Below are 21,549 nucleotides of genomic sequence, written 5' to 3'. Positions count from 1 at the left end.
TTAGTTAGTGGATGATTTAGGATTAAATATATCTCTCCATCTATCTCCCAATATATTAATTGATAAAACTACTAATACGATACAAAGACCTGGAAATACTGAAATCCACCAAGAAGATTCCATATAAATTTGGCCTTCACTTAGTATGTTTCCCCAGCTAGGTGTATTAACAGGTACACCTAAACCTAAAAAACTTAATGAAGATTCAGCTATAATTGCTGATGCCACTTGAAATGTAGCAATTGTGGTGACTGGAGCAAGAATATTAGGCAAAATGTGTTTATACAGTATCCTTTTATCGCGGACGCCTATTGTTTTAGCTGCGGTTACAAAATCATTTGTTCTTAAGCTATATACCTCTGACCGTACTACTCTTGCATATGGCACCCAACCGGTTACTCCTAAAATAATAATTAAGTTAGATAAACTTCCTCCAACCACAGCAATAATAGCAAGAGCTAATAATATCGTAGGAAATGCCAGTTGTATATCTGCAATTCTCATAAATAATTGATCAATCGTTTTATAATAACCTGACAATAGCCCTATTAGAGTGCCTAATAATCCTGAAATAAACATGGCACATAAACCAACTACAATAGACACTTGGCTACCAATAATTATTCTGCTTAATAAATCTCTTCCCAAGTGATCTGTCCCTAAAATATGACTTTGAGACGATCCCTCCATCCAGGCAGGGGGAGAAAACCTTTCTAATAAATTCTGCTGGTTAGGGTCAAAAGGAGCGATCAAATCACCGAAAACAGCCAAAATTATGAATATTATTAAGGTGATAAATGGGAGATTCAAGAATAACAGTTTGTATCTACGATGTTTTTCTTTTTTAGTCAATTTTGATTTCCTCCCTTTAGCTATATTTTATACGGGGATCAATGACAGCATATAAAATATCAACCAGTAAATTTACAACTACAAATATCCCTGCTAATATAATGATGATTGCTTGAACTAATGGAAAATCTCTATTATAAATTGCCAGTATCAATAATTGCCCTACACCCGGCCATGCAAATACTGTTTCAGTAACGACAGATCCTCCTAACAGAGCACCAACTTCTAAACCAACAATAGTAACTACTGGTAATAAGCTATTACGCATGGCGTGCTTTCCAACAACTTTTTTCGGCAGAAGCCCCTTAGCCTTTGCAGTTCTGATATAATCAGATTCTAAGGATTCAACTAAAGAAGCTCTTAACAATCTAGCTACCAATGCTAATAAATGCGTCCCAAGTGCAATAGCTGGCAATATAAGGTGCCATGCAGTTCCCACTCCCCCAGTAGGCAGCCATCCAAGAGTTACTGAAAAAATTAAAACAAGAAGTATACCTACCCAAAAAACTGGTACAGATTGTAGAAATATAACTGTAGACATAACCAATTTTTCTAACCATTTCCCTCTTTTTATGGCAGTGATAATACCTGCTGGTACAGCTATGCTCAAAGAAAAGACCATAGCCGCCACGCCTAATTGAATCGTTGCAGGCATTCTTTCGCTTATTAGACTTAATGTTGATTCTCCATATCTTAAAGAAGTACCAAGGTCTAATTGTAGTAAATTCCCCATAAAAATTACATACTGTTGAATGAGTGGTTTATCCAATCCCAACGAACTTCTTAATTGATTTTCTTGTTCAAGTGTTGCATCAGGGGGGAGCATTATTGAGACGGGGTCCCCAGTGATCCGTGCTATAAAGAAAACAACGGTTGCTACCCCGAACAGTACGAAAATAGCATATAGTAATCGACGGCTTATATACAAAAACATGCCCCACTCCTCCTTAAATCTGTTATTTACTTGCGTTGTACATTTTTAATACGCCGATTGAGTTCGGCTCCCAATTAACCCCTTCACGAATTCCATATAGATTTTCTATTTGATATAAATAAAGAAATGGAGCTTCTTCTTTTAATAATTCCTGAGCCTCTGAGAAAGCTTCTTGGCGTTCTTCAGGTTCTATTGTTTGTTCTATAATATCTACTAATTCATCTGCTTTTTCATTTTCCCAACGGTTGTAACGACGATCACTTTTTACGTAAGACTGGAAATTGCTCATTCCATCTAGCGTCCAGCCTGTATTACCTTGAAAATACATTGGGGCCGCTTTTTCTGCTTGAATATTTGATATAAACGTTTGCGCATCCATTAGATTAATAGTTACATCTACTCCTACTTCACTAAGTTGTGATGCAAGTACTTGAACAATATCACTATCTAAATTACTTGCTTCAAGTTCAATGGAAATTCCATCCTCATAACCAGCTTCAGCTAATAGCTCTTTTGCTTTATCTTTATCAGACTCATAGGGCTGTATAGATGGATCATGTCCAAAATTTTGCTCAGGAAGAATAGTAGCTACCCTATTTGCATGTCCACCCAATACAGAATCAATTAACAGATCCACATCTACTGCATAATTTAGAGCCTGTCTAACTTCTTTTTTTGCTAATGGACTATCTGGATCTGTTGTATCAAGGCTTATGAAAAAGGTTCTAATCCCTTCTTCAGCCATAATTTCTATTTCTGATTCACCTTCTATTTGAGTCACCAAATCAGGACTAAGGTTTGTAGCAATATCAATCTCACCAGTTTGAAGAGCTGATGCGAGATTAGACTCATCTGGGATAGTTCTAAATATTAATTCTTTGATATCAGGTTCGCCATCCCAATAATCATCATTTGCCTCCATATTAACTGCACTATCTTTTTGCCAAGATACAAATTTAAACGGACCTGTTCCTATAGGATTTTCAGCAAAATGTTCCTCACCGTTTTCTTCAATATACTGTTTGGGTACTATTACACCGCCAAACAATGTTAATTTATTTGGTAAGATTGGATCTGGTCCATCTGTATGAATTTGAACCGTATAATCATCAACAATTTCGACTGAATCTACATTGTTTAATTCTACTATTGGAGATTGTGTTTCAGGATCAAGCAATCTATCAATGCTATATTTTACTGTTTCAGCATTAAATTCTTCCCCGTTATGAAATACTACATCTTCTCTAAGTTGAAATTCCCAAGTCGTATCATTAATAGATTCCCATTCCAGAGCTAATGAAGGTGTTAGGTTGTTGTTATTATCAATACCAACAAGTGTATCGAACATATTAATTAAAATATTCATATCAGGCATTTTCCCTTGTTTCTGAGGGTCTAGTGTACTTGTATCTGCTTGTTGTGCAACAACTAATGCTGCTTCTTCATCAGCAGAACTTTCATTATCTGGGTCTTCTAATCCACACGCATATAATATTAAAAACATTGAACATAGTGATGTAAATAAAAATATTTTGACCTTCATAACGAACACCCCTTAATGTAAGTTAATTAACTTTCCTTTATTAATGACAGCTTTCGGAATAATCTTTTTATGAATACTTATATTGTTACCGTTTACATCTTTAGAAATTTCTTCTTCCTCCATTCTTTCAACAGTAAACAATGTTAAATTGTTTGCAGCTTTTTTACTAAAATTGCACCAATCTTCTTCCCTGAGTATGTTGGCAGCATGTAAAGTTACAGATCGTATAACTTCTGTTAAATTCATACCGCAGGCAAGTAATTTATTCATGGTAGTAGCTAAATCGAAAACAGGGCCATTTAGATTTCTTATATGGAGATCTGTACTTATAGTATTTGGTAGATAACCTCTAGTAATTGCTTTCTTACAAACGTCAAAATCAAAACTTGCTGCGCCATGTCCTATATCTAATTTCACCCCTCTTTCTAAAGCTTTTTTTAAAGCGTTTATTGGTTTACCATCACTCAACCATGGTTTGCCAAGTTTTCCATGATAACAATGAGTAATAACGTCTCCTTCACTCAATAAATCAAGAACTTCTTCTATTAAAGGGGGAGTTTCCCCGATATGAACCATTAAAGGTAAATTAGTTTCTCTCGCCACTAATTTTGCAAGTTTTAATGACTGTAAATCCATTGAACCAACAATATGTCCACTTGCTCTAACCTTAATACCGCAAATAAAATCTCTATTTGCTTCAACCGCTTTTATCGTCAACTCTGGATTAAGATAATTAATATGAGATCCTTCTTTTAAATGTACCAAGCCTATGGAACTAATATTTAGCCATGATTTTATATTTGTCCTTGCAGTAGGTAGGAGGTATTTTCTTAATCCATCTATTGTTGCCTCGCCAGCACTTCCTGCATCTGCCAATATATGAACTCCTTTTTTTAATCCTATTTCATCAGGCGGGACACTTAGCTGTGTGAAGCCATCATATATATGCGTATGAATATCAATCCACCCTGGGCTCGCATATAAATTCGTGTTTTCATCTATGCTTTCCTGAACTTTTGAAATTTGGTAGTTATTATTAGTACAAGTCAAACTTGTGTTAAATATTGAATTACTCAATGGATCTATTACATTTATGTTCTGATAATTGTCAGTCACAATAACACCTCTTCATTTTATGTGTATAGATGGCAAGCTACCAATTGCCCTCCACTTTGCTCCTTTAATTTAGGTTTATCCTTTTTACATACTTCCATAGCTAAAGGACAACGTGTATGAAACGGGCAACCTGAGGGAGGATCTGAAGGACTAGGCACTTCACCTTTCAAAATAATTCTTTCTTTTTTATTTTTTCTATCTAATGTCGGAGTAGCTGAAAGAAGAGCTTTCGTATAAGGATGGAGTGGTTCATTAAAAATAATTGATTTATCTCCAATTTCAACTAAATTTCCCAAATATAAAACAGCAACCCGATCACTGACATGTTTTACTACTGATAGGTCATGAGATATAAAAATATAAGAAAGCTTATACTCTTCTTTTAATTCCAGGAGTAGATTAATAATTTGCGATTGAATAGATACATCTAAAGCAGATACAGCTTCATCTGCTATAATTAATTTAGGACTTAATGCTATAGCCCGAGCAATACCAATTCTTTGTCTTTGTCCTCCAGAAAATTGATGTGGATATTTGTGCATATCTGTTTCCCTTAGTCCCACTTTCAATAAAAGTTCTTTAGATACTTTATAAGCCTGTTCATTATTACAAATGTTATTTACAATTAATGGCTCCTTTAATATATCAATAACTCTCATTTTAGGATTTAAAGATGCATAAGGATCTTGAAATATCATTTGAAAATTTTTTCTAATATTTCTAAGTTGCTTTTGCGATAACGAATTTAAGAGAACACCCTCAAAAATGATTTCTCCATCAGTTGGTTCTAAAATGTTCATTATCATACGACCAAGAGTGGATTTACCGCATCCTGATTCCCCAACTATTCCAAGTGTTTCATTTTCATCAACATATAATGAAACATTCTCTACCGCGTGTACAAATTTATTAGATTTTTTAAGAAAGTTTCCTTTTATAGGAAAATATTTTTTAACCTCCTTTACTTCGAGCAAATGATCCTTCATCTATATCCCTCCTTACGTTATTAACAACATCACAACGTATATAATGTCCTTCTTCAAATTCTCTTAAATCTGGCATTTTTTCAAAACAAGATGCTTGAGCAAGTTCACATCTATCAGCAAATCTACAACCTTTTGGAAAGTTATCTGCACTTGGAACTGTTCCAGGAATAGAATATAAAGTTTGATTTTCCGATTCAATCACAGGTACAGATTTTATGAGAGCTTTAGAATAAGGATGTTTAGGATCTTCAAATAGTTTGTCAGCACATACTCTCTCAACTATTTGTCCACCGTACATCACAGCAACCTGGTCCGCCATTTCAGCAACTACTCCCAAATCATGCGTAATCATCATGATAGAGGTAGAAAATTCATTTCGCATTTTTTTCATTAAATCTAACACTTGTGCTTGAATTGTTACATCTAAAGCTGTTGTCGGCTCATCGGCAATTATCAACTTGGGTTCACACAATAATGCCATTCCAATCATAATTCTTTGTCTCATCCCTCCTGATAATTCATGGGGGTATGACTTTAAGATTTCTTCAGTTCTTGAAAACCCTATATATTCCAACATTTCAACAGTCTTTTTTAAAGCACCTTTTTTTGTTATTTTCCTGTGTCGTAACAGAACCTCAGACATTTGATCTCCTATTGATAGCACTGGATTCAAAGATGTCATAGGTTCTTGAAATATCATTGATATCTCATTTCCTCTTATATTTGATAACTCTTTTTCTGCTATTGTTGTTAGATCTTGATCCATCAATTTTATGTTACCGCTTTCAATATAGCCTTGGGTAGGCACTAAACCCATTACAGATAGGGAAGTAACACTTTTACCACTTCCCGATTCACCAACAATACATAATATCTCTTGCTTCTTGATTTCTAAATCAATACCATCTACAGCTTTAATAAGGTTTTCCTTTCCTTTAAAATATACCCTAAGGTTTTGAATACTCAGTAGATTATCATCCATCATTACACCTCCTCAGCTGTCATTTTTTTTATTTTTTGTCTGCTCCAACATGTTGTAAAGTGAATATTTAGATATATCAAAGAATTTAGCAATCTTTTCCCCAGCTTTTTTAATTAAGAAAGCACCTTTTTTATCTAGATAATGTATCGCTTTGATCTTATCTTCTTTTTCCATAAAAGCAACTGGTTTTCCTATTAATTCCTGTGATTCTTGAAGTAGGGAATCCAAAATATCATTTACATTGTTCACAAAATCTTCTTTGACATGGTTAGCTAAATTTGTTGAAGTTAAAGATTTTATTACGTTTTCTGCCATCATTAATTCAGAAATATCAAAATTAATACAAAGACTGCCAACTACTTCTCCATCTTCATTTTCCAAATAAATTGAAGAAGACCTTAAAAGCTTCCCTTCCTTTGTTTGGGTAACATAATTAAATCTATCCCCGCTTTCAATTTCTCCACGCAAGACTTCCAATCCTAGGTTAGTTCCAGGATCTCCAATTCCTCTTCCTGTGATATGCCCATTTTCAATAGCAATTATTGTTTTGTCATAAGGTAAAGTTAAGTCATGCAAAACAACCTCACAGTTCTCACCAAATTGCGCAGCTAAACCTTTCATTATTTTTTTTAAGAAATGGATATCAATTTCAGAATTTCTCACTTTTATCACCACATTATATATTTTTATATCCAAACAAACAGAAAGTTATTTAAAAAAACTTTTTGTTTGGATGACTTTAAAAAAATAGATCATTATATAAATAATGATCTATATTAAAATAAATTTTCTTATAATTCTTTCAAATTATAATATTCATTTTAAAAAAAGTCAATACTTTATTAATTTATTTTATTACTAAAAAATTAGAATAATATAGAATACGATTTTAAAACTACAAATATCCCCTAAACGAAGAGTGTTGCTATTACGTCTTTTCTCACATGATCTACCACTTTTAAGCAATAAACAAATTTTTTTCTTATAATTATATTTTTAATCACTAGAAGCTCTTTTAATTAAACTGCTACTACCGTTTTCTCTCCTACCATCGAAAGAAATAATTCCAAGAATCGATTGTCGTCAGTCAATTCTGGATGAAAGGCCGCTACCAGCAAATTGGCTTCTCTTGCAGCCACAATTTTATCATCATAGGATGCTAAAACCTCTACATGTTCTCCTGCTGATTCAATATACGGCGCGCGAATAAATACTGCTAGATAAGTCTCCTTCATTCCTTTGACAGCTAAACCAGCTTCAAAGCTATCCTTCTGTCGGCCAAAACCATTCCGTTTCACTTGTATATTCATCAGCCCTAAACTCACAATCTGACCTGCCTCCACCTGACCTTTACCAAGCAAAACGAGGCCGGCACATGTTCCGAAAATTGGCTTCTTTGACTCAGCAAATTGTTGCACAGCTTCAACAAGATTATTCTTCTTCATCAAGCGCCAAATAGCTGTACTTTCTCCACCAGGAATAATTAAGCCATCCACCTTCTCAAGCTGCTCTTTATTTTTAATGAGAATGGTTTCATGTCCCAGGTCATATATATGTTTGGCATGTTCTTCTGTTGCGCCCTGCATGCCAAGTATGCCGATGCTATATTTACGTTTACTCATGCTATTCTCTCCTTTCACAAGACTTAAAAACTGCGATCCTGCATTCTATCTTCTGCACGTAATGTTTTCATATCGATCCCTTTCATTGCTTCGCCTAAGTCTTTCGAAAGCGCACCAATTTTTTGATAGTCCTGGTAAGAAGTTGTCGCCTCCACAATAGAGCGGGCGAATTTCTCAGGTTGTTTAGATTTAAAAATACCTGATCCTACAAAAACACCATCTGCGCCAAGCTCCATCATCAATGCAGCATCTGCCGGAGTGGCTACCCCGCCTGCAGCAAAGTTGACTACCGGTAGCCTGCCAGTTTCTTTTACCTGTAATAAAATTTCAAATGGAGCTCCAAGGTTTTTCGCTTCCGTCATCAGTTCATCTTCGTTCATATGTACAATTCTTCTCACCTGAGATTGCACTTCACGTAAATGTCGTACTGCTTCAACAATATTTCCTGTACCAGGCTCCCCTTTTGTACGTAGCATCGATGCGCCTTCTCCAATACGGCGTGCTGCTTCTCCTAAATCACGACAGCCACAGACAAACGGAACCGTGAATGGTTTTTTATCCAAATGGAATAAATCATCTGCCGGGGTAAGCACTTCACTCTCATCAATATAATCCACGCCAAGTGATTCCAAAACACGCGCCTCAACGATATGACCAATACGTACTTTTGCCATAACCGGAATAGATACGGCTTCCATCACTTCTTCGACAATACTGACATCTGCCATTCTTGCTACGCCACCAGCTGCACGAATATCAGAAGGAACTTTTTCCAATGCCATGACGGCAACAGCACCAGCTTCTTCAGCTATTTTTGCCTGCTCCTTGTTCACTACATCCATGATAACGCCGCCTTTTTGCATTTGCGCCATCCCTCTTTTTACACGTTCTGTACCAGTTACTCGTTCTGTCATGTTATTTCCTCCTAGATTATTTATTGATTTTTTATTATTATAGAAATAATATGACATGAATGAAAGTGCCAATTTTATATCATTTGATGAGGTCAGTTTTTGGAGGAGATTAATAATGGATTTACTATCTGTCCATCTGGATAAAACAATAGACATCCCTTTATATGAACAGCTTTATGAATTTATTAAACAGGAAATCGTGCAAGAGCGGCTTCCGTATGGGCAGAAGCTGCCTTCCAAACGTAAGCTTGCTAATCATTTAGAAGTAAGTCAAAACACGGTAGAAACAGCTTTTGAACAGCTTTTAGCTGAAGGATATATTACCTCTCAGCCAAGAAAAGGTTTTTACGTATTAGCGCATGGAGATCTAGAGTTCGTTGAGCACGCTACAAAAAAAGAAATTTCCAAGGTCGCTGAAGATACTGCTATTTTATTTGATTTTTCTCCGAATAAAATAGATACAGAAGTATTTCCTTTTTCTGCATGGAGAAAATTGAATCGGCAAGTAATTGATGAAACCAATCACGATTTACTCTTACTTGGAGAGGCTCAAGGAGACAAAGAGCTGCGTGAAGCTATCGCCCATTATGTTTATCATGCGCGCGGCATTGACTGCGATCCAGACACAATTGTGGTAGGGGCAGGAATTGAAGTTTTAATGCAACAACTTCTATCTCTTCTCTCCAGGTCTACCATATTCGGTATTGAAGATCCTGGTTATCAATTGATGATGAAGTTGATAACTCATTTTGGCTTTTTAGGACGAGCCTTGGATATGAATGAGGAAGGCGTTTCTATTGAAGCGATCCGTCTCTTAGAACCTGATTATATTTATGTGACTCCTTCTAATCATTTTCCATATGGAACAGTTACCTCCATCAACCGGCGTAATCAGCTGTTACAATGGGCAAATGAAGCAGAAAGCCGTTATATTATTGAAGATGATTATGATAGCGAATTCCGTTACACAGGAAAAACCATTCCTCCAATGAAAAAAATGGATTTCAATGATCGTGTCATCTATCTTGGTTCTTTTTCTAAATCATTGATACCTTCCTTGCGAATCAGCTATATGATTCTGCCAAAATCATTATTAGAGCAATATCGGGATAGGCTCACTTTTCACCATTCAACGGTATCGCGAATCGACCAGCATGTGCTGGCGCATTTTATTCAGGAAGGGTATTTTGAAAAGCATTTAAATCGGATGCGAAAAATATACCGGAAGAAATTTGAGTTTGTAAACCAATTATTTGATCCTTATACACCGTCTATCCAGCTTCTCGGGGAACAATCTGGACTCCATGTCGTCTGTGAAGTGAGAAACGGTCTGACTGAAAAAGAAATACTTCGGAGCGCAGAACAAGAAGGGATTAAAATCTATCCTATTTCCTACTACGCTTCTAAAAATGCTGTTTTCCCTTACCCTCAATTTGTGATTGGTTTTGCAGGAATTGCAGAGGAAAGGCTTGAAGAAGCAGTTCAACACATTATCAAAATTCTTCATCAATGATTTTATGGTATAATAAATTGTTCTCTGTAAATAAAGCAATATTTCAACTCTGGTTTCTTTTACCGGTTGCTGATTTTGATAATATACTGCCTGTTTAATTGTTTTTTTCACAATGAAGTTGGGTAATTATTAATATATCTTGCTTATCAGCAGAGGATCGATGCTTTTAACAAAATATGTTGGTTATCAACACAGATTTAAGCTTAAGCTTTGAATTTACTGACATGTTAAAGCAGGAAAAAGAATATACTTATTTAATGAAATGGGGGAAATTTATGGATATTTTTGAATCGATGATAGGTCATGTCAATGACTTTCTTTGGTCGTATATTCTAATTATTGTCTTACTAGGTTTAGGTCTTTATTTTACAATTCGGACCGGCTTTGTCCAGTTTCGTTTATTACCGGAAATGTTCCGCGCTGTAGCGGATAAACAATCCTACGATGCATCTGGTAAAAAAGGGACCAGCTCCTTCCAGGCATTTGCAATCAGTGCTGCTTCCCGCGTCGGTACTGGAAATATGGCCGGTGTTGCTTCTGCAGTTGCTCTCGGTGGACCAGGGGCATTATTCTGGATGTGGTTGATTGCTTTACTCGGCGCCGCTTCCGGATTTGTTGAAAGTACCCTGGCACAACTCTATAAAGAAAAAGACAATAATCAATACCGTGGCGGGCCCGCTTATTATATTGAAAAAGGAATGAAAAAACGCTGGCTTGGTATTGTATTTGCAATTATGATCACTTTTACGTATGGGCTGGTCTTTAACTCTGTTCAATCAAATACCATCAGCATTGCGTTCAGTTCCCAGTTTGATATAGATCCTGTCTGGATTGCGGTTATTTTGACCATTTTTGTAGCCATCGTTATCTTTGGCGGTTTAAAAAGTATTGCTAATGTTTCACAAATTATTGTCCCTTTTATGGCAATCATTTATATCGGCTTGGCACTGATTATCTTAGCTTTAAATATTACGGTTATCCCAGATATGTTTGTTCTTATTTTTGAGAATGCATTCGGAATTCGTGAAGTTGCAGGAGGCGGCTTTGGAGCAGCCATTATGCTGGGGATTAAACGCGGACTATTCTCTAATGAGGCTGGAATGGGAGCTGCACCAAATGCAGCGGCAACCGCAGAAGTAAGTCACCCGGTCAAACAGGGTCTGGTGCAAGCTTTAGGAGTTTTCTTTGATACCATTTTAGTTTGTTCGGCTACTGGATTAATTATTTTATCAGCTGGCGGTTTTGCCGGAAGTGAAGAAGACGGGATTGCATTGACACAAACCGCTTTCACCCAGATGCTGGGAGATTGGGCAGGTATTTTTATAGCCATTGCCATTTTCCTTTTTGCCTTTAGTTCGATTCTTGGAAATTATTATTATGGCGAGAACAATCTTGCTTATATTAAAGACTCTAAGACCATCCTGTTTATTTATCGCATTGCAGCGCTTGTGATGGTTGTATTTGGCACATTAGCTTCCTTTGGCTTAGTCTGGTCTTTAGCTGATGTTACCATGGCATTACTCGCATTGATCAACCTTTATGCTATTTCTATCTTGTTTAAAAAAGCCAATATTTTATTAAAGGATTATATGAGGCAGCGGAAAGAAGGAAAAGACCCTGTTTTCTATAAAGATACCTTAGACGACCAGACGGGTATTGAGTGCTGGGAACGGGAAACGGAAAAACAATAGAATCGAAAAAACACAGCTGAACACCAGCTGTGTTTTTTAATTCGACAATACCGCCAATCAGCAGCATTCCCTTTGCTTTTTATTCAAATACAATTGTTTTATTTCCATAAACAATAATCCGGTCTTCCAAATGCCATTTAACAGCTTGTGCAAGTACCCGGCGTTCAATGGACTGCCCGATTTTTTTCAAATCTTCGACATTATGTTCATGCCCGACCGGCTCGATTCCCTGCTCAATAATAGGCCCTTCATCTAAATCATTGGTAACATAATGCGAGGTTGCACCAATCATTTTTACTCCTCTTTCAAATGCACGTTCATATGGCTTTGCACCAATAAATGCCGGTAAGAAGGAGTGATGGATATTAATAATTCTATTTTTAAATACTTCTACAAATGTTGGTGAAAGAATCTGCATGTATCGTGCAAGAATAATTAAATCAATATCATAATCCTCTAAAATTTCCTTTTGCTTCGCCTCAACCTCTTGCTTTGTTTCTTTGGTAATTGGCAGATGATAAAAATCAATTCCTAATGCTTCAACCATTTGCCGAGAATTTTCATGATTGCTGATAACGACCGGAATATTTGCCATCAAATCGCCGCTTTGCCACTCCCATAGCAGTTCTAATAAACAATGCGGTTCTTTAGAAACAAAGATAGCAATATTTTTCAACTCGTGAACCAGGCTTAAGCGCCAATCCATTTGAAAACGATCTGCAATTTCTTGGAATTCCTGCTTCAGTTTTTCCACATCCGCTCCAGGCTGGTATTCGAAATCAAGGCGCATAAAGAATTCGCCGCCTTTTGGATCTTGCGTATATTGGTTAGATGATACAATATTTGCCTGCTGGTTCCATAGGAATGTAGAAATTGCAGACACAATGCCTGGCTGATCAGGACATTTAATCATTAATCTTGCTCTATTTTCATAACGGTCCTTATAAAAATCTGCCCGTTTATCTGTATACATATTCACTGGCTAACTTCCTCACTTCTTTTGTATTCATAGAATATAGATTATCGGATAAACGGATGCCAGGTCAAGTATTTTATTAGAATAGTGGTAATCATCATGTAAAAATAGACAGCCAGAAGTTCTCCCTCCGGCTGTCCCGTTTATTCTAAATTCGTTAATTGGTATCCATCGTCCGTTAACTCAACCGTGTACGTCCACTGATAATCTTCTTCTTCCGTTTCACCGCTGGCATACCTCAATTCAATCGATTCATTCGTTGTTACTTCCCATGTTTCCGAATCAATCTCTTCTATATCTTCTACAGATACAGACAGCATCTCCTGTGTCAGTCCGCTATCGTATAAACGTTCTACTAAATCCTGCTGCATCGTATCTAAATCACTGCCAGAAGCAATATAATTTTCCACAAAAGTATAGTCACCAGTATTGATAGCCCAGACTAGATTATCAACGTAATTTTCAACAACTTCTTTGATTTCAGTAAGTTCCTCATCCTCTGAAGCCCTGTCGTCTTCACTATTTTCGTCATCTTCCTCTTCTTCCTCTAAAACAACGCCTTCATACTCTTCACCGGATGCATCAAAAAATGTATAATCAACATCGCCAGGATCAAAGTTATCCGAAAAATAATACATATCCCATTTTCCGCTGTCAGTTTGATATTGAACAATAAAAGCAGCCTCTACGTTTATTTCTTCATACTCCGAATCCTGATCATACGTTCCAGTCATCTTCAACTGAACGGGTATTTGAAAGGCAGGGTTGTCTGTTGAATAATATTCTGCGTCTGCAAAAGCAATCCCAATTTCATCCAATCTGCCGCTAAATCCATACTCATCAAAAGATACGAAAAGTTCGTCCTCTAATTCTTCACTCAGTTCTTCTGAAATATTTTCAATGACAGATGCATCCAACTTAGCGATCGCTTCCACATAGCCCTCACTAAACCCTGTAATGACTTCTTTAATATCTTCTTCTGCTCCTTCATTTAATAAATCTGTAATATACACATCATGTTCTCTGTCTGTAATAGCGATTGGGTCAATTTGCAGATCTCCCCAATCCGTTTTGACAACGCCGGTTAATTCCATCGAACCATCGAGTAAAAGTGGTCCGGCAGTAACATAATCACTGTCCGTATTCATTTCAAGCGGCTCTTCATTAATCATTAATTCCATGGAATCGTAAGGTATGTTAGCGTCGAACATTTCATAAAAGGTGACCTCACCAACTTCTAATTCCGAATCATAGCTGTTATTCATATCCATTAACAGAACGTTCCGGCTCTTTGCAGCTTCTCCGTAATCTGTTTCAAAGCTGCTTGCCGCTTCATACATTCCTGGAGCTAACGGACCATATTCAATATAATCCGAAGCAGCATCCTGTTCTTCAAAATCACCGCCATTAAATGTTGTCTGCACGCCTTCCACATTCGAATAGACCGTAACATACTGCGGCTCAGCTGCTACATGGTATTGCGTGAAGACAAGGAATGCTTTATCATCAGATTGCTCCATCTCAAATACCGAAAGTTCATCAAACAATGTATCTGGATCCCTATCGCTAATAAAAGCAAACTCCTCTTCATCTTTCATTGCTGTCACAGCATTGGCTTCTTCATTAGACAGCGTCTTGCCATCTACTGTAACCATCTCTTGAACAGATTCTGTATCTCCTTCAGCTATCGCATCCGCAAAACGCTTTGCCGTATTTTCCTCTGAATAATACATATTTCCCCAGACACCTAAACCAATGCCGCATAATACGATAAATCCAATAATTGCTGTTAATACTTTTTTCTTTTTTGACATTGGTTTCTTTTCTTTTTTTACTTGTCGCGTTTGTTGTTCAGTTCTTGTACGCTTTTCCCCGTTATCCGATTGCTCTATAGGTGTTTTTTCTGCTTCGGGTTGCGGTGCTTTATTCTCCGGAACAGCTTTGTTTACTTTTGTTCCACAGTGTTTACAAAACTGAACCCCGTCCGCAATCGGTTTCCCACATTCTTTACAAAATTTACTCAATCTTTCTTCTCTCCTTTTATATCACAACATAAGCGTCCGTGAGTTCCCGCTATTTCTTAAGATAATCTTTTTGAACATTCTCTTATTAAAAAACAAATATTACATTACTTGATTAATGAAGCACTCCATAAGTTTTTTTACGATTCTTCAGTCATTTGATACTTGTTATCTTTATCCTCGTTCTACCTCATAACTTTTACCTATACAGTTGTGCACAGCTTCTATAATCACTGCATAGAATAGTCTTATCACGCGCTATCCGAATAAAGTATCCTATTCTATTCCTGTCCACGTCAAAATCTATAGCAAGGAGGTTTTTTGATGGATTCCGATAAGCAAGATCCCCGTTCTGATAAGAAAAAAGTATTCCCTGAAAATTGGAATATTGATTTTACCCCCTTTCAAGAATTTGTTGATCGAATGGATAATTTATTTTCCCGTTCTTTTAAATCTTTTCAGGGTCAGATACTTAATGATTTTCCCGCAGAAATAGTTGAAAAAGAGAATAATATTTATGTAAAAGCAGAAGTTCCCGGATACCGTCGGCAAGATATTCAAATTGAAATAATAGGTAATCGTATCAAGATAACATTAAATAAAGACGAAACAATTTCATTACAGACGGATAAGGAAAACGTAAATAAAAAATCCATTCAGCAAAAAGAACGCATTATCACACTCCCTTTTAATATACCAAAAAACAGCATTACGGCAACCCTTGAAAATGGAATTTTAATCATAACTATTCCAAAACAATCCATATCCTCCCATATGGTAGACATTGAAGATTGATTACGTATTCTATCCCCGTAAGCTCCATTAAAAAAACGCCGTATTATAGTACGGCGTTTTTAGTTATTCCTTTATAAAGTAAAACTTCCTTCAGTGGAGGGAGTTTTCGATCCACAAAACTTTATGATGGGACGGGTAATCGCAGCCCCAGCCAGTTACACTACGATAAACCTGCCTGGCCACGTGCATCCTCCAGAACTTCAGCAACTGCAATCGTATGGTCTATTAATTCCTCAAATACTTCCCTGTTATTATTTTGGATAATTCGGTTAAAATGAATAAATTCATAGGTCAGTCTTGCACGATCCTGTTTTACGGAAATATCCTTTGTCTTCCCATCAATTGTGATTTTCACACTTCTGGCACCATTCGCTCCAGGTTTAATATACATATAGCCATCTTCTCCCTGAATGGAGACAAAATTTTCACCGGCAGTGTCCTTCGATCCCACACAGCTTGCTTGAAATCCTGGATAAGACAGCAAAGCAATCCCCGAAGTATCCACACCATTTTCAAATAAATTCGCTTTATAAACAACCTCTGAAGGCTTGCCAAACAAGCGTAATACGAAATGGAGGTTATATACATTAATATCTGCTAATGCTCCACCTGCAAATGCAGGGTCAAAAATATTGGTCACTTCTCCAGCTTTTAATTGGTCATAGCGACTGGAATATTGACTATAATTACATTGGATTAACCGAATTGGGCCTAACCGCTCAATATGATTAGACAGCTCAATAAAGTTAGGTAAAAACAGCGTTGGAATTGCTTCAAAAACGAAGACATTATTCTCTTTTGCTGCTTTCTTTAATTCTTTTGCCTCTTTTGCAGTTGGTGTAAATGGCTTTTCACAAATGACATGCTTTTTATTTTCTAAAGCTTGAAGCGCTTGCTTCATATGCAGTTTATTAGGTGAAGCAATGTATACTGTATCTAACTCTTCATCGCTAAAAAACGCTTCCAAAGATGTATAGGTTTTCGGAATTTGAAAATCTCCAGCCAATGCATCAGCAGTCTCCTGTTTCCTGGAGTATGCCGCAACACAGGTTACCTCTTCAATCGGTTCAATTGCCCGTAACATTTCCTGAACAATCTTACCTGATCCAATTGTGCCCAGTTTCATACGAATCAACCTTTCCTATGGTTTCATAAATCTGTTTAGTTCATTATACTAAAAAACACGAAAGTTTAAATAACTTGCAAAACGCTTCCATCATATTATTGTCTAATAATAGAATAACACAGGTTATTAACAACCTGTGTTATTCTGTATGAAAATATTATATTTTAACGCTTTATTTGGAGGGGAAAGCTTTACGGACGGTTCTCCGTGATAAAACGAAACTTCATTCAGTGGGAGTTTTCGCCCTTCTCCCACTGAATTAGCCTAAGTGATTCAGGGAGGTAGCGCCCGTTATCTCCCGCCTAAATAAATTTATTTTCGCTCTTTATTTTGTGGCGGGAGTTTTACGGGCGGTTCTCCGTGATAAAATGTATTATTTCAATCTACTTTTTCAGATAAGATTTTAATTTCCCTGCCATTTTTTGTGGATTTTCTTGTCCTGTTATGGTGCTGCCGACAATAATAATATCCGGATCTTTTTCCACAATGCTTGGCAGTGATTCCGCATTGATACCACCGGCAACAGCTACTGTCAGGTTTGTTCCTTCTGTTAATTTAAATAGATCTTCATGAAAAGATCCCTTGCTTTGCTGGTCTTTCCCTATGTGAAGACTTACCAGCTCTACTCCTAATGAAGCCAACTCTTCCACACGCTGCTTTGATTGGATTTCTAATAAATCAATCATAATTTGTCCGCCCAGTTTCTCCGCTTCCTTTAATGCATCTTTAATCGAAGCATCTGCCGAAAATCCCATCACCGTTGTTATATCTGCTCCTGCTTCCAGTGCTTGTTTTACTTCATGTTTTGCTGCGTCACAGGTTTTCATATCAGCCAGAATCGTTTTATCTGGAAAAAGCTCCCGCATCTCACGGATAATGGACATACCGTATTCTTTGATGACCCCTGTGCCAATTTCAATAATATCAACATCTGGCTTGGTATCCTCAGCCAAACGGATACATCTGGCTTTTGATAATCTATCTAACGCTAGTTGTAATCTCACTAGTATACCTCCTTACCGTTCAATCCGTTCTACTTCCCCTAAGCGCTCTTGGACATCCTCATAATACGGGAGCCCCTCGTTATCTCCTGCAATACTAACAACCATGGACCCAATTGTGTTAGCAAAATGTAAGCTGCGTTCCAGATCCCAATTATTAAGATATCCATAAAGAAACCCTGCATCAAATCCATCACCTGCTCCGACTGTATCTACAACTTTAGTAGCTTTCACAGGGTCTGCCTGGATGGTTTGACCTTGATCATAGCCGACGGAGCCAAGCTCTCCACGTTTAATAATAACGGTTGGAATATCAAATTCCCTTGTTTTCTCAATAATCGCTTCCGGTTCGCTCTCTCCGATAATAATGTCCATTTCATCTTCTCCAGTAAGCAAAATATCCACATGTGGAAGAATCTTTAATAATACTTCTTTCGCTTCTTCTTTTGTCCACATCTTCAGACGGATATTTGGATCAAATGAAATTTTCACACCATGTTTTTTAGCCAGACGGATGGATTCCATCATGACTTCCAAATTGTCTCCGCCGATTGCTGGAAAAATACCTGTCAAATGCAGCACTTTGGCATTTTTTATATAGTCTTCATTTAATTCCTCCGGTTTCATTGTTAAAGTAGGTGACTTATCGCGGTAAAAAAAGACTTTTACACTGCCATCTTCCATAATTTCTTTAAAATTTAATGATGTAGGATAACCATTCACCAAATCAACTTCTTTTACATCTACTCCTTCGCCTCTTGCAAAGGTAAGAATGGTTTTACCAAACTCATCATTTCCTAATCGACTGATATAACCTGTGTTCAAACCAAGTCTGGAACAACCTACAGCCACGTTAAGCTCAGCTCCCCCAATATACTTTTTAAACCCATTTACAAATTTCATTGGTCCAGTAGTATCTGGATTAAAAACAATCATTGCTTCTCCTAATGTAATAACATCTTTCATTCTATCTCCTCCAACATTTATTTCTATTTTTTTAGCGATCTTAATTGTCCATTTTTGGAAATAATTACTTCATCGACCATATTTACAAATATTCCTGTTTCTACTACGCCAAGCAGTGATTTTATCTCACTATGCAGCTTTTCCGGATCATCAATGATTTCGAATTGACAATCAATAATATAATTGCCATTATCCGAAATAAATCGTTCGCCTTCCTGATAGCGTAAGGCGGTTTGACACCCTAGATCTGCAAGTCTTTTTTCGGTTAGCTCCCAACCAAAAGGAACCACCTCTACAGGTAAAGGAAATTCTCCTAAGCTTTTAACCAGTTTATCTTCTCCTGCAATAACAATAAAATAATCGGCAATACTGTCTACCATCTTTTCACGAACAAGCGAACCCCCGCCACCTTTAGAAAGCTGAAGATGCTCATCTATCTCATCAGCTCCATCAATCGCAAGATCAATCTTCCTATTTTCAGCAAAAGTTGTCAGCGGAATCCCCAATTCATTTGCTAACTTCTCTGTCTTTTTAGAAGAAGGAATTCCTTTTATCTGTAGCCCCTCTTCCTCCATTCGCTTGGCAAGTTTTTTTAACATATAATTTACCGTTGAACCAGAGCCTATTCCAAGTACCATTCCATCTTTCACTTTTTCAGCTGCTTTTTCTGCAGCACGCTGTTTATCTGATATTTCCATCATGTTAAACTTCCTTCCTCTTAGAATCTTCCATTAAAACAAGGCTGGATTAATTAATTTAGGAATATAGAATGCTATATTCGGGAAGAATGCAACAAACAACAGAACGATTAAAACAATTGCAATGTATGGAATTACCGCTACAAAGGATCGTTCTATTGACATATTCCCTATCTTCGCCGCAAGTAATAGACAAAGCCCATACGGTGGTGTAATAAGTCCAACCGCCAGTGTAATGATCACGATTAATCCTAAATGCACTGGATCGATTCCAAATTCTAATGCAGTCGGTAAAATAATTGGTACAAATAAAATCATCGCTGGAATGGCATCCATAAATGTCCCGATAAATAAGAAGAATGCAATAATAATCAGAATAAATAACCAGCGCGTACCAATATTATTATCGAAAAACTCCTGTGCAATTGCTCCCAGCTGATAGTAACTCATTAATTCTCCAAGTGCACTGGCTGCTGCAAGCGCAAATAAAGACAAAGAGCTAAGTGCTAACGTATCAAATAATATTTTTGGGAAATCTTTCAATTTTAATGTTTTATAGTAAAACATACAAACAATTGCTGTATATATCGATGCTACTGCTGCAGCTTCTGTAGCTGTGAAAAATCCAGTTATAATACCTCCAATGATGATGACAGGTGTTAATAGTGCAGGAAAAGCATCGAGAAATAATTTGAAAAGTTTTTTCATCTTTACACGTTTATCTCTCGGATAATCCTTTTTAACAGCTATCACATAAATGAATATCATCATAGCTAAGCCAATTAAAATGCCTGGAATGATTCCTCCCAGAAATAGAGCTCCAACCGAAGCATTCGTCAGTCCAGCAAATATAATCATCGGAATACTTGGAGGGATAACCACTCCTACAGTTGAAGATGCTGCGGTAACCCCAACAGCAGTTTCTTTGTCATAGCCTTTACGAAGCATGCTTGGAATCAGAATTTTACCTACACCGGCTGTATCCGCCTGCGCTGCTCCGGATACACCTGCAAACATCATTGAAACAAGTACATTCGCATGCGCTAAACCTCCGCGAATCGGTCCGACAATTGCTAAGGCAAAGTCAATCAATTTTTCAGAGATTTTCCCTGAATTCATCAGGTTAGCTGCCAGAATAAATAATGGAACAGCCAGCAGTACGAACGAATCAAGGCCATTTACCATTGACATAGCAACCGTTGCTTCCGGCGTATAAGGAATATTTAAAATACCAATGAGAGCAACAATTCCAATGACAAAAGCAATTGGTACACCAATAAGCATGAGCACTAAAAATAAACCAACAAGTAGAAATCCCATTATTCATGCACCTCCTTGACTTTAAGCTTTTGTACATGCTCCACCATATGAAAAAAGGTGTAAATCAACATAGTACCAGCCATAATGGGGATCGCCACCCATACATAGCCCATTTTCATATCAGGCAGCGTTGACCATGTATAATTCCAAAATTCACTGACAATCTGTAAACCTAATAAAAAGATACATACATTAAAAATAATTAAAACAGTATCATTAAAAAGACTTAAATAAATGCGTTTCTTCCCTTGAAGCTTTTGCTGCAGGAAATCAAAATTAAAATGTTCTCTGCGATTTACCATAATAGCTGCTCCCATAAATACTGCCCAAATAAAAGAATAATTCGCAGCCTCCTCTGTCCAGATGACCGATATTCCTAAATGTCTCGTTATAATTTGTAAAACAATGACGCAAAAGAAGACACATAAGAAAAGTACTCCAACAACAGTTTGTATTTTCTCCAACACTTGTATAAATTTTTTCATGTGATCTC

At 36.9% G+C, this 21,549-nt stretch carries 20 protein-coding genes; 3 read left to right on the top strand and 17 right to left on the bottom strand.

Annotated elements, in window-relative coordinates; all coding sequences use genetic code 11:
- The 9 genes from BN986_RS05825 to pdxS all read right to left on the bottom strand — a co-directional run bounded on the left by BN986_RS05825 (window position 1) and on the right by pdxS (window position 8,949).
- Complete coding sequence (locus BN986_RS05825) at window positions 1–852, bottom strand: ABC transporter permease (protein WP_148417071.1); 852 nt, start codon at window positions 850–852, stop codon at window positions 1–3.
- 16 nt (window positions 853–868) lie between these two features.
- On the bottom strand, window positions 869–1,786 hold the full coding sequence (locus BN986_RS05820; protein WP_040978706.1) for an ABC transporter permease: 918 nt from the start codon (window positions 1,784–1,786) through the stop codon (window positions 869–871).
- 22 nt (window positions 1,787–1,808) lie between these two features.
- On the bottom strand, window positions 1,809–3,329 hold the full coding sequence (locus BN986_RS05815; RefSeq protein ID WP_040978705.1) for an ABC transporter substrate-binding protein: 1,521 nt from the start codon (window positions 3,327–3,329) through the stop codon (window positions 1,809–1,811).
- A 12-nt stretch (window positions 3,330–3,341) separates the two neighbouring features.
- On the bottom strand, window positions 3,342–4,445 hold the full coding sequence (locus tag BN986_RS05810) for an amidohydrolase/deacetylase family metallohydrolase (RefSeq protein WP_052400659.1): 1,104 nt from the start codon (window positions 4,443–4,445) through the stop codon (window positions 3,342–3,344).
- A gap of 17 nt (window positions 4,446–4,462) precedes the next feature.
- The gene (locus BN986_RS05805) at window positions 4,463–5,431 is read right to left on the bottom strand and encodes an ABC transporter ATP-binding protein (protein ID WP_040978704.1); all 969 of its coding nucleotides are present in this window, start codon (window positions 5,429–5,431) and stop codon (window positions 4,463–4,465) included.
- Window positions 5,397–6,413 (bottom strand): ABC transporter ATP-binding protein, encoded by a 1,017-nt coding sequence (locus tag BN986_RS05800; protein WP_040978703.1) that lies wholly within the window; start codon window positions 6,411–6,413, stop codon window positions 5,397–5,399. The genes BN986_RS05805 and BN986_RS05800 overlap by 35 nt, the downstream gene beginning before the upstream one ends.
- A 12-nt stretch (window positions 6,414–6,425) precedes the next feature.
- On the bottom strand, window positions 6,426–7,109 hold the full coding sequence (locus BN986_RS05795; protein WP_316244919.1) for a helix-turn-helix transcriptional regulator: 684 nt from the start codon (window positions 7,107–7,109) through the stop codon (window positions 6,426–6,428).
- A 323-nt stretch (window positions 7,110–7,432) separates the two neighbouring features.
- Window positions 7,433–8,035: a pyridoxal 5'-phosphate synthase glutaminase subunit PdxT gene (gene pdxT, locus BN986_RS05790; RefSeq protein ID WP_040978701.1), complete on the bottom strand. Its 603-nt coding sequence runs from the start codon at window positions 8,033–8,035 to the stop codon at window positions 7,433–7,435.
- A gap of 23 nt (window positions 8,036–8,058) precedes the next feature.
- The gene (pdxS, locus tag BN986_RS05785; RefSeq protein ID WP_040978700.1) at window positions 8,059–8,949 is read right to left on the bottom strand and encodes a pyridoxal 5'-phosphate synthase lyase subunit PdxS; all 891 of its coding nucleotides are present in this window, start codon (window positions 8,947–8,949) and stop codon (window positions 8,059–8,061) included.
- Window positions 8,950–9,064: 115 nt separating this feature from the next.
- Between pdxS and pdxR the strand changes: the two genes are divergently transcribed.
- Window positions 9,065–10,462, top strand: a complete 1,398-nt coding sequence (gene pdxR / locus BN986_RS05780) for a MocR-like pyridoxine biosynthesis transcription factor PdxR (RefSeq protein WP_040978699.1) — start codon at window positions 9,065–9,067, stop codon at window positions 10,460–10,462.
- A gap of 275 nt (window positions 10,463–10,737) precedes the next feature.
- Window positions 10,738–12,153: an alanine/glycine:cation symporter family protein gene (locus BN986_RS05775; protein WP_040979227.1), complete on the top strand. Its 1,416-nt coding sequence runs from the start codon at window positions 10,738–10,740 to the stop codon at window positions 12,151–12,153.
- 79 nt (window positions 12,154–12,232) lie between these two features.
- On the opposite strand, the gene purU is transcribed toward BN986_RS05775, so the two are convergent.
- Both purU and BN986_RS05765 read right to left on the bottom strand, forming a co-directional pair.
- Window positions 12,233–13,126: a formyltetrahydrofolate deformylase gene (gene purU, locus BN986_RS05770; RefSeq protein WP_040979226.1), complete on the bottom strand. Its 894-nt coding sequence runs from the start codon at window positions 13,124–13,126 to the stop codon at window positions 12,233–12,235.
- A 146-nt stretch (window positions 13,127–13,272) separates the two neighbouring features.
- Entirely contained in the window at window positions 13,273–15,153 is a 1,881-nt protein-coding gene (locus BN986_RS05765; RefSeq protein ID WP_040978698.1) for a TcaA NTF2-like domain-containing protein, read from the bottom strand.
- A 321-nt stretch (window positions 15,154–15,474) separates the two neighbouring features.
- Here BN986_RS05765 and BN986_RS05760 point away from each other — a divergent pair, with 321 nt between their 5' ends.
- A complete protein-coding gene (locus BN986_RS05760) occupies window positions 15,475–15,945 on the top strand; it encodes an Hsp20/alpha crystallin family protein (protein WP_040978697.1) in 471 nt (156 codons plus the stop codon).
- 160 nt (window positions 15,946–16,105) lie between these two features.
- On the opposite strand, the gene BN986_RS05755 is transcribed toward BN986_RS05760, so the two are convergent.
- The 6 genes from BN986_RS05755 to BN986_RS05730 form a co-directional block, all read right to left on the bottom strand.
- Window positions 16,106–17,071 (bottom strand): Gfo/Idh/MocA family protein, encoded by a 966-nt coding sequence (locus BN986_RS05755; protein WP_040978696.1) that lies wholly within the window; start codon window positions 17,069–17,071, stop codon window positions 16,106–16,108.
- A gap of 383 nt (window positions 17,072–17,454) precedes the next feature.
- Complete coding sequence (hxlA, locus tag BN986_RS05750) at window positions 17,455–18,075, bottom strand: 3-hexulose-6-phosphate synthase (protein WP_040978695.1); 621 nt, start codon at window positions 18,073–18,075, stop codon at window positions 17,455–17,457.
- Window positions 18,076–18,087: 12 nt separating this feature from the next.
- On the bottom strand, window positions 18,088–19,038 hold the full coding sequence (locus BN986_RS05745) for a sugar kinase (RefSeq protein WP_040978694.1): 951 nt from the start codon (window positions 19,036–19,038) through the stop codon (window positions 18,088–18,090).
- 23 nt (window positions 19,039–19,061) lie between these two features.
- Window positions 19,062–19,739: a ribose 5-phosphate isomerase A gene (gene rpiA, locus BN986_RS05740; RefSeq protein WP_316244918.1), complete on the bottom strand. Its 678-nt coding sequence runs from the start codon at window positions 19,737–19,739 to the stop codon at window positions 19,062–19,064.
- A 30-nt stretch (window positions 19,740–19,769) separates the two neighbouring features.
- Window positions 19,770–21,056, bottom strand: a complete 1,287-nt coding sequence (locus BN986_RS05735) for a TRAP transporter large permease (protein ID WP_040978692.1) — start codon at window positions 21,054–21,056, stop codon at window positions 19,770–19,772.
- Window positions 21,056–21,541, bottom strand: coding sequence for a TRAP transporter small permease (locus BN986_RS05730; RefSeq protein WP_040978691.1), 486 nt, complete (start codon window positions 21,539–21,541; stop codon window positions 21,056–21,058). The genes BN986_RS05735 and BN986_RS05730 overlap by 1 nt, the downstream gene beginning before the upstream one ends.
- Between the last annotated feature and the right edge of the window lie 8 nt (window positions 21,542–21,549).

Origin of the sequence: Oceanobacillus jeddahensis (assembly GCF_000750635.1) — a bacterium.
GTDB lineage: Bacteria > Bacillota > Bacilli > Bacillales > Amphibacillaceae > Oceanobacillus > Oceanobacillus jeddahense.
This window is presented reverse-complemented; position numbering and strand designations above follow the sequence as displayed.

What these genes read in the sequence shown, in the direction of transcription:
- BN986_RS05820 (WP_040978706.1), bottom strand. Translation starts at nt 1,786, where the DNA reads ATGTTTTTGTATATAAGCCGTCGATTACTATATGCTATTTTCGTACTG.
- BN986_RS05815 (WP_040978705.1), bottom strand. Translation starts at nt 3,329, where the DNA reads ATGAAGGTCAAAATATTTTTATTTACATCACTATGTTCAATGTTTTTA.
- BN986_RS05805 (WP_040978704.1), bottom strand. Translation starts at nt 5,431, where the DNA reads ATGAAGGATCATTTGCTCGAAGTAAAGGAGGTTAAAAAATATTTTCCT.
- BN986_RS05800 (WP_040978703.1), bottom strand. Translation starts at nt 6,413, where the DNA reads ATGGATGATAATCTACTGAGTATTCAAAACCTTAGGGTATATTTTAAA.
- pdxT (WP_040978701.1), bottom strand. Translation starts at nt 8,035, where the DNA reads ATGAGTAAACGTAAATATAGCATCGGCATACTTGGCATGCAGGGCGCA.
- pdxS (WP_040978700.1), bottom strand. Translation starts at nt 8,949, where the DNA reads ATGACAGAACGAGTAACTGGTACAGAACGTGTAAAAAGAGGGATGGCG.
- pdxR (WP_040978699.1), top strand. Translation starts at nt 9,065, where the DNA reads ATGGATTTACTATCTGTCCATCTGGATAAAACAATAGACATCCCTTTA.
- BN986_RS05775 (WP_040979227.1), top strand. Translation starts at nt 10,738, where the DNA reads ATGGATATTTTTGAATCGATGATAGGTCATGTCAATGACTTTCTTTGG.
- purU (WP_040979226.1), bottom strand. Translation starts at nt 13,126, where the DNA reads ATGTATACAGATAAACGGGCAGATTTTTATAAGGACCGTTATGAAAAT.
- BN986_RS05760 (WP_040978697.1), top strand. Translation starts at nt 15,475, where the DNA reads ATGGATTCCGATAAGCAAGATCCCCGTTCTGATAAGAAAAAAGTATTC.
- BN986_RS05755 (WP_040978696.1), bottom strand. Translation starts at nt 17,071, where the DNA reads ATGAAACTGGGCACAATTGGATCAGGTAAGATTGTTCAGGAAATGTTA.
- BN986_RS05745 (WP_040978694.1), bottom strand. Translation starts at nt 19,038, where the DNA reads ATGAAAGATGTTATTACATTAGGAGAAGCAATGATTGTTTTTAATCCA.
- rpiA (WP_316244918.1), bottom strand. Translation starts at nt 19,739, where the DNA reads ATGATGGAAATATCAGATAAACAGCGTGCTGCAGAAAAAGCAGCTGAA.
- BN986_RS05735 (WP_040978692.1), bottom strand. Translation starts at nt 21,056, where the DNA reads ATGGGATTTCTACTTGTTGGTTTATTTTTAGTGCTCATGCTTATTGGT.
- BN986_RS05730 (WP_040978691.1), bottom strand. Translation starts at nt 21,541, where the DNA reads ATGAAAAAATTTATACAAGTGTTGGAGAAAATACAAACTGTTGTTGGA.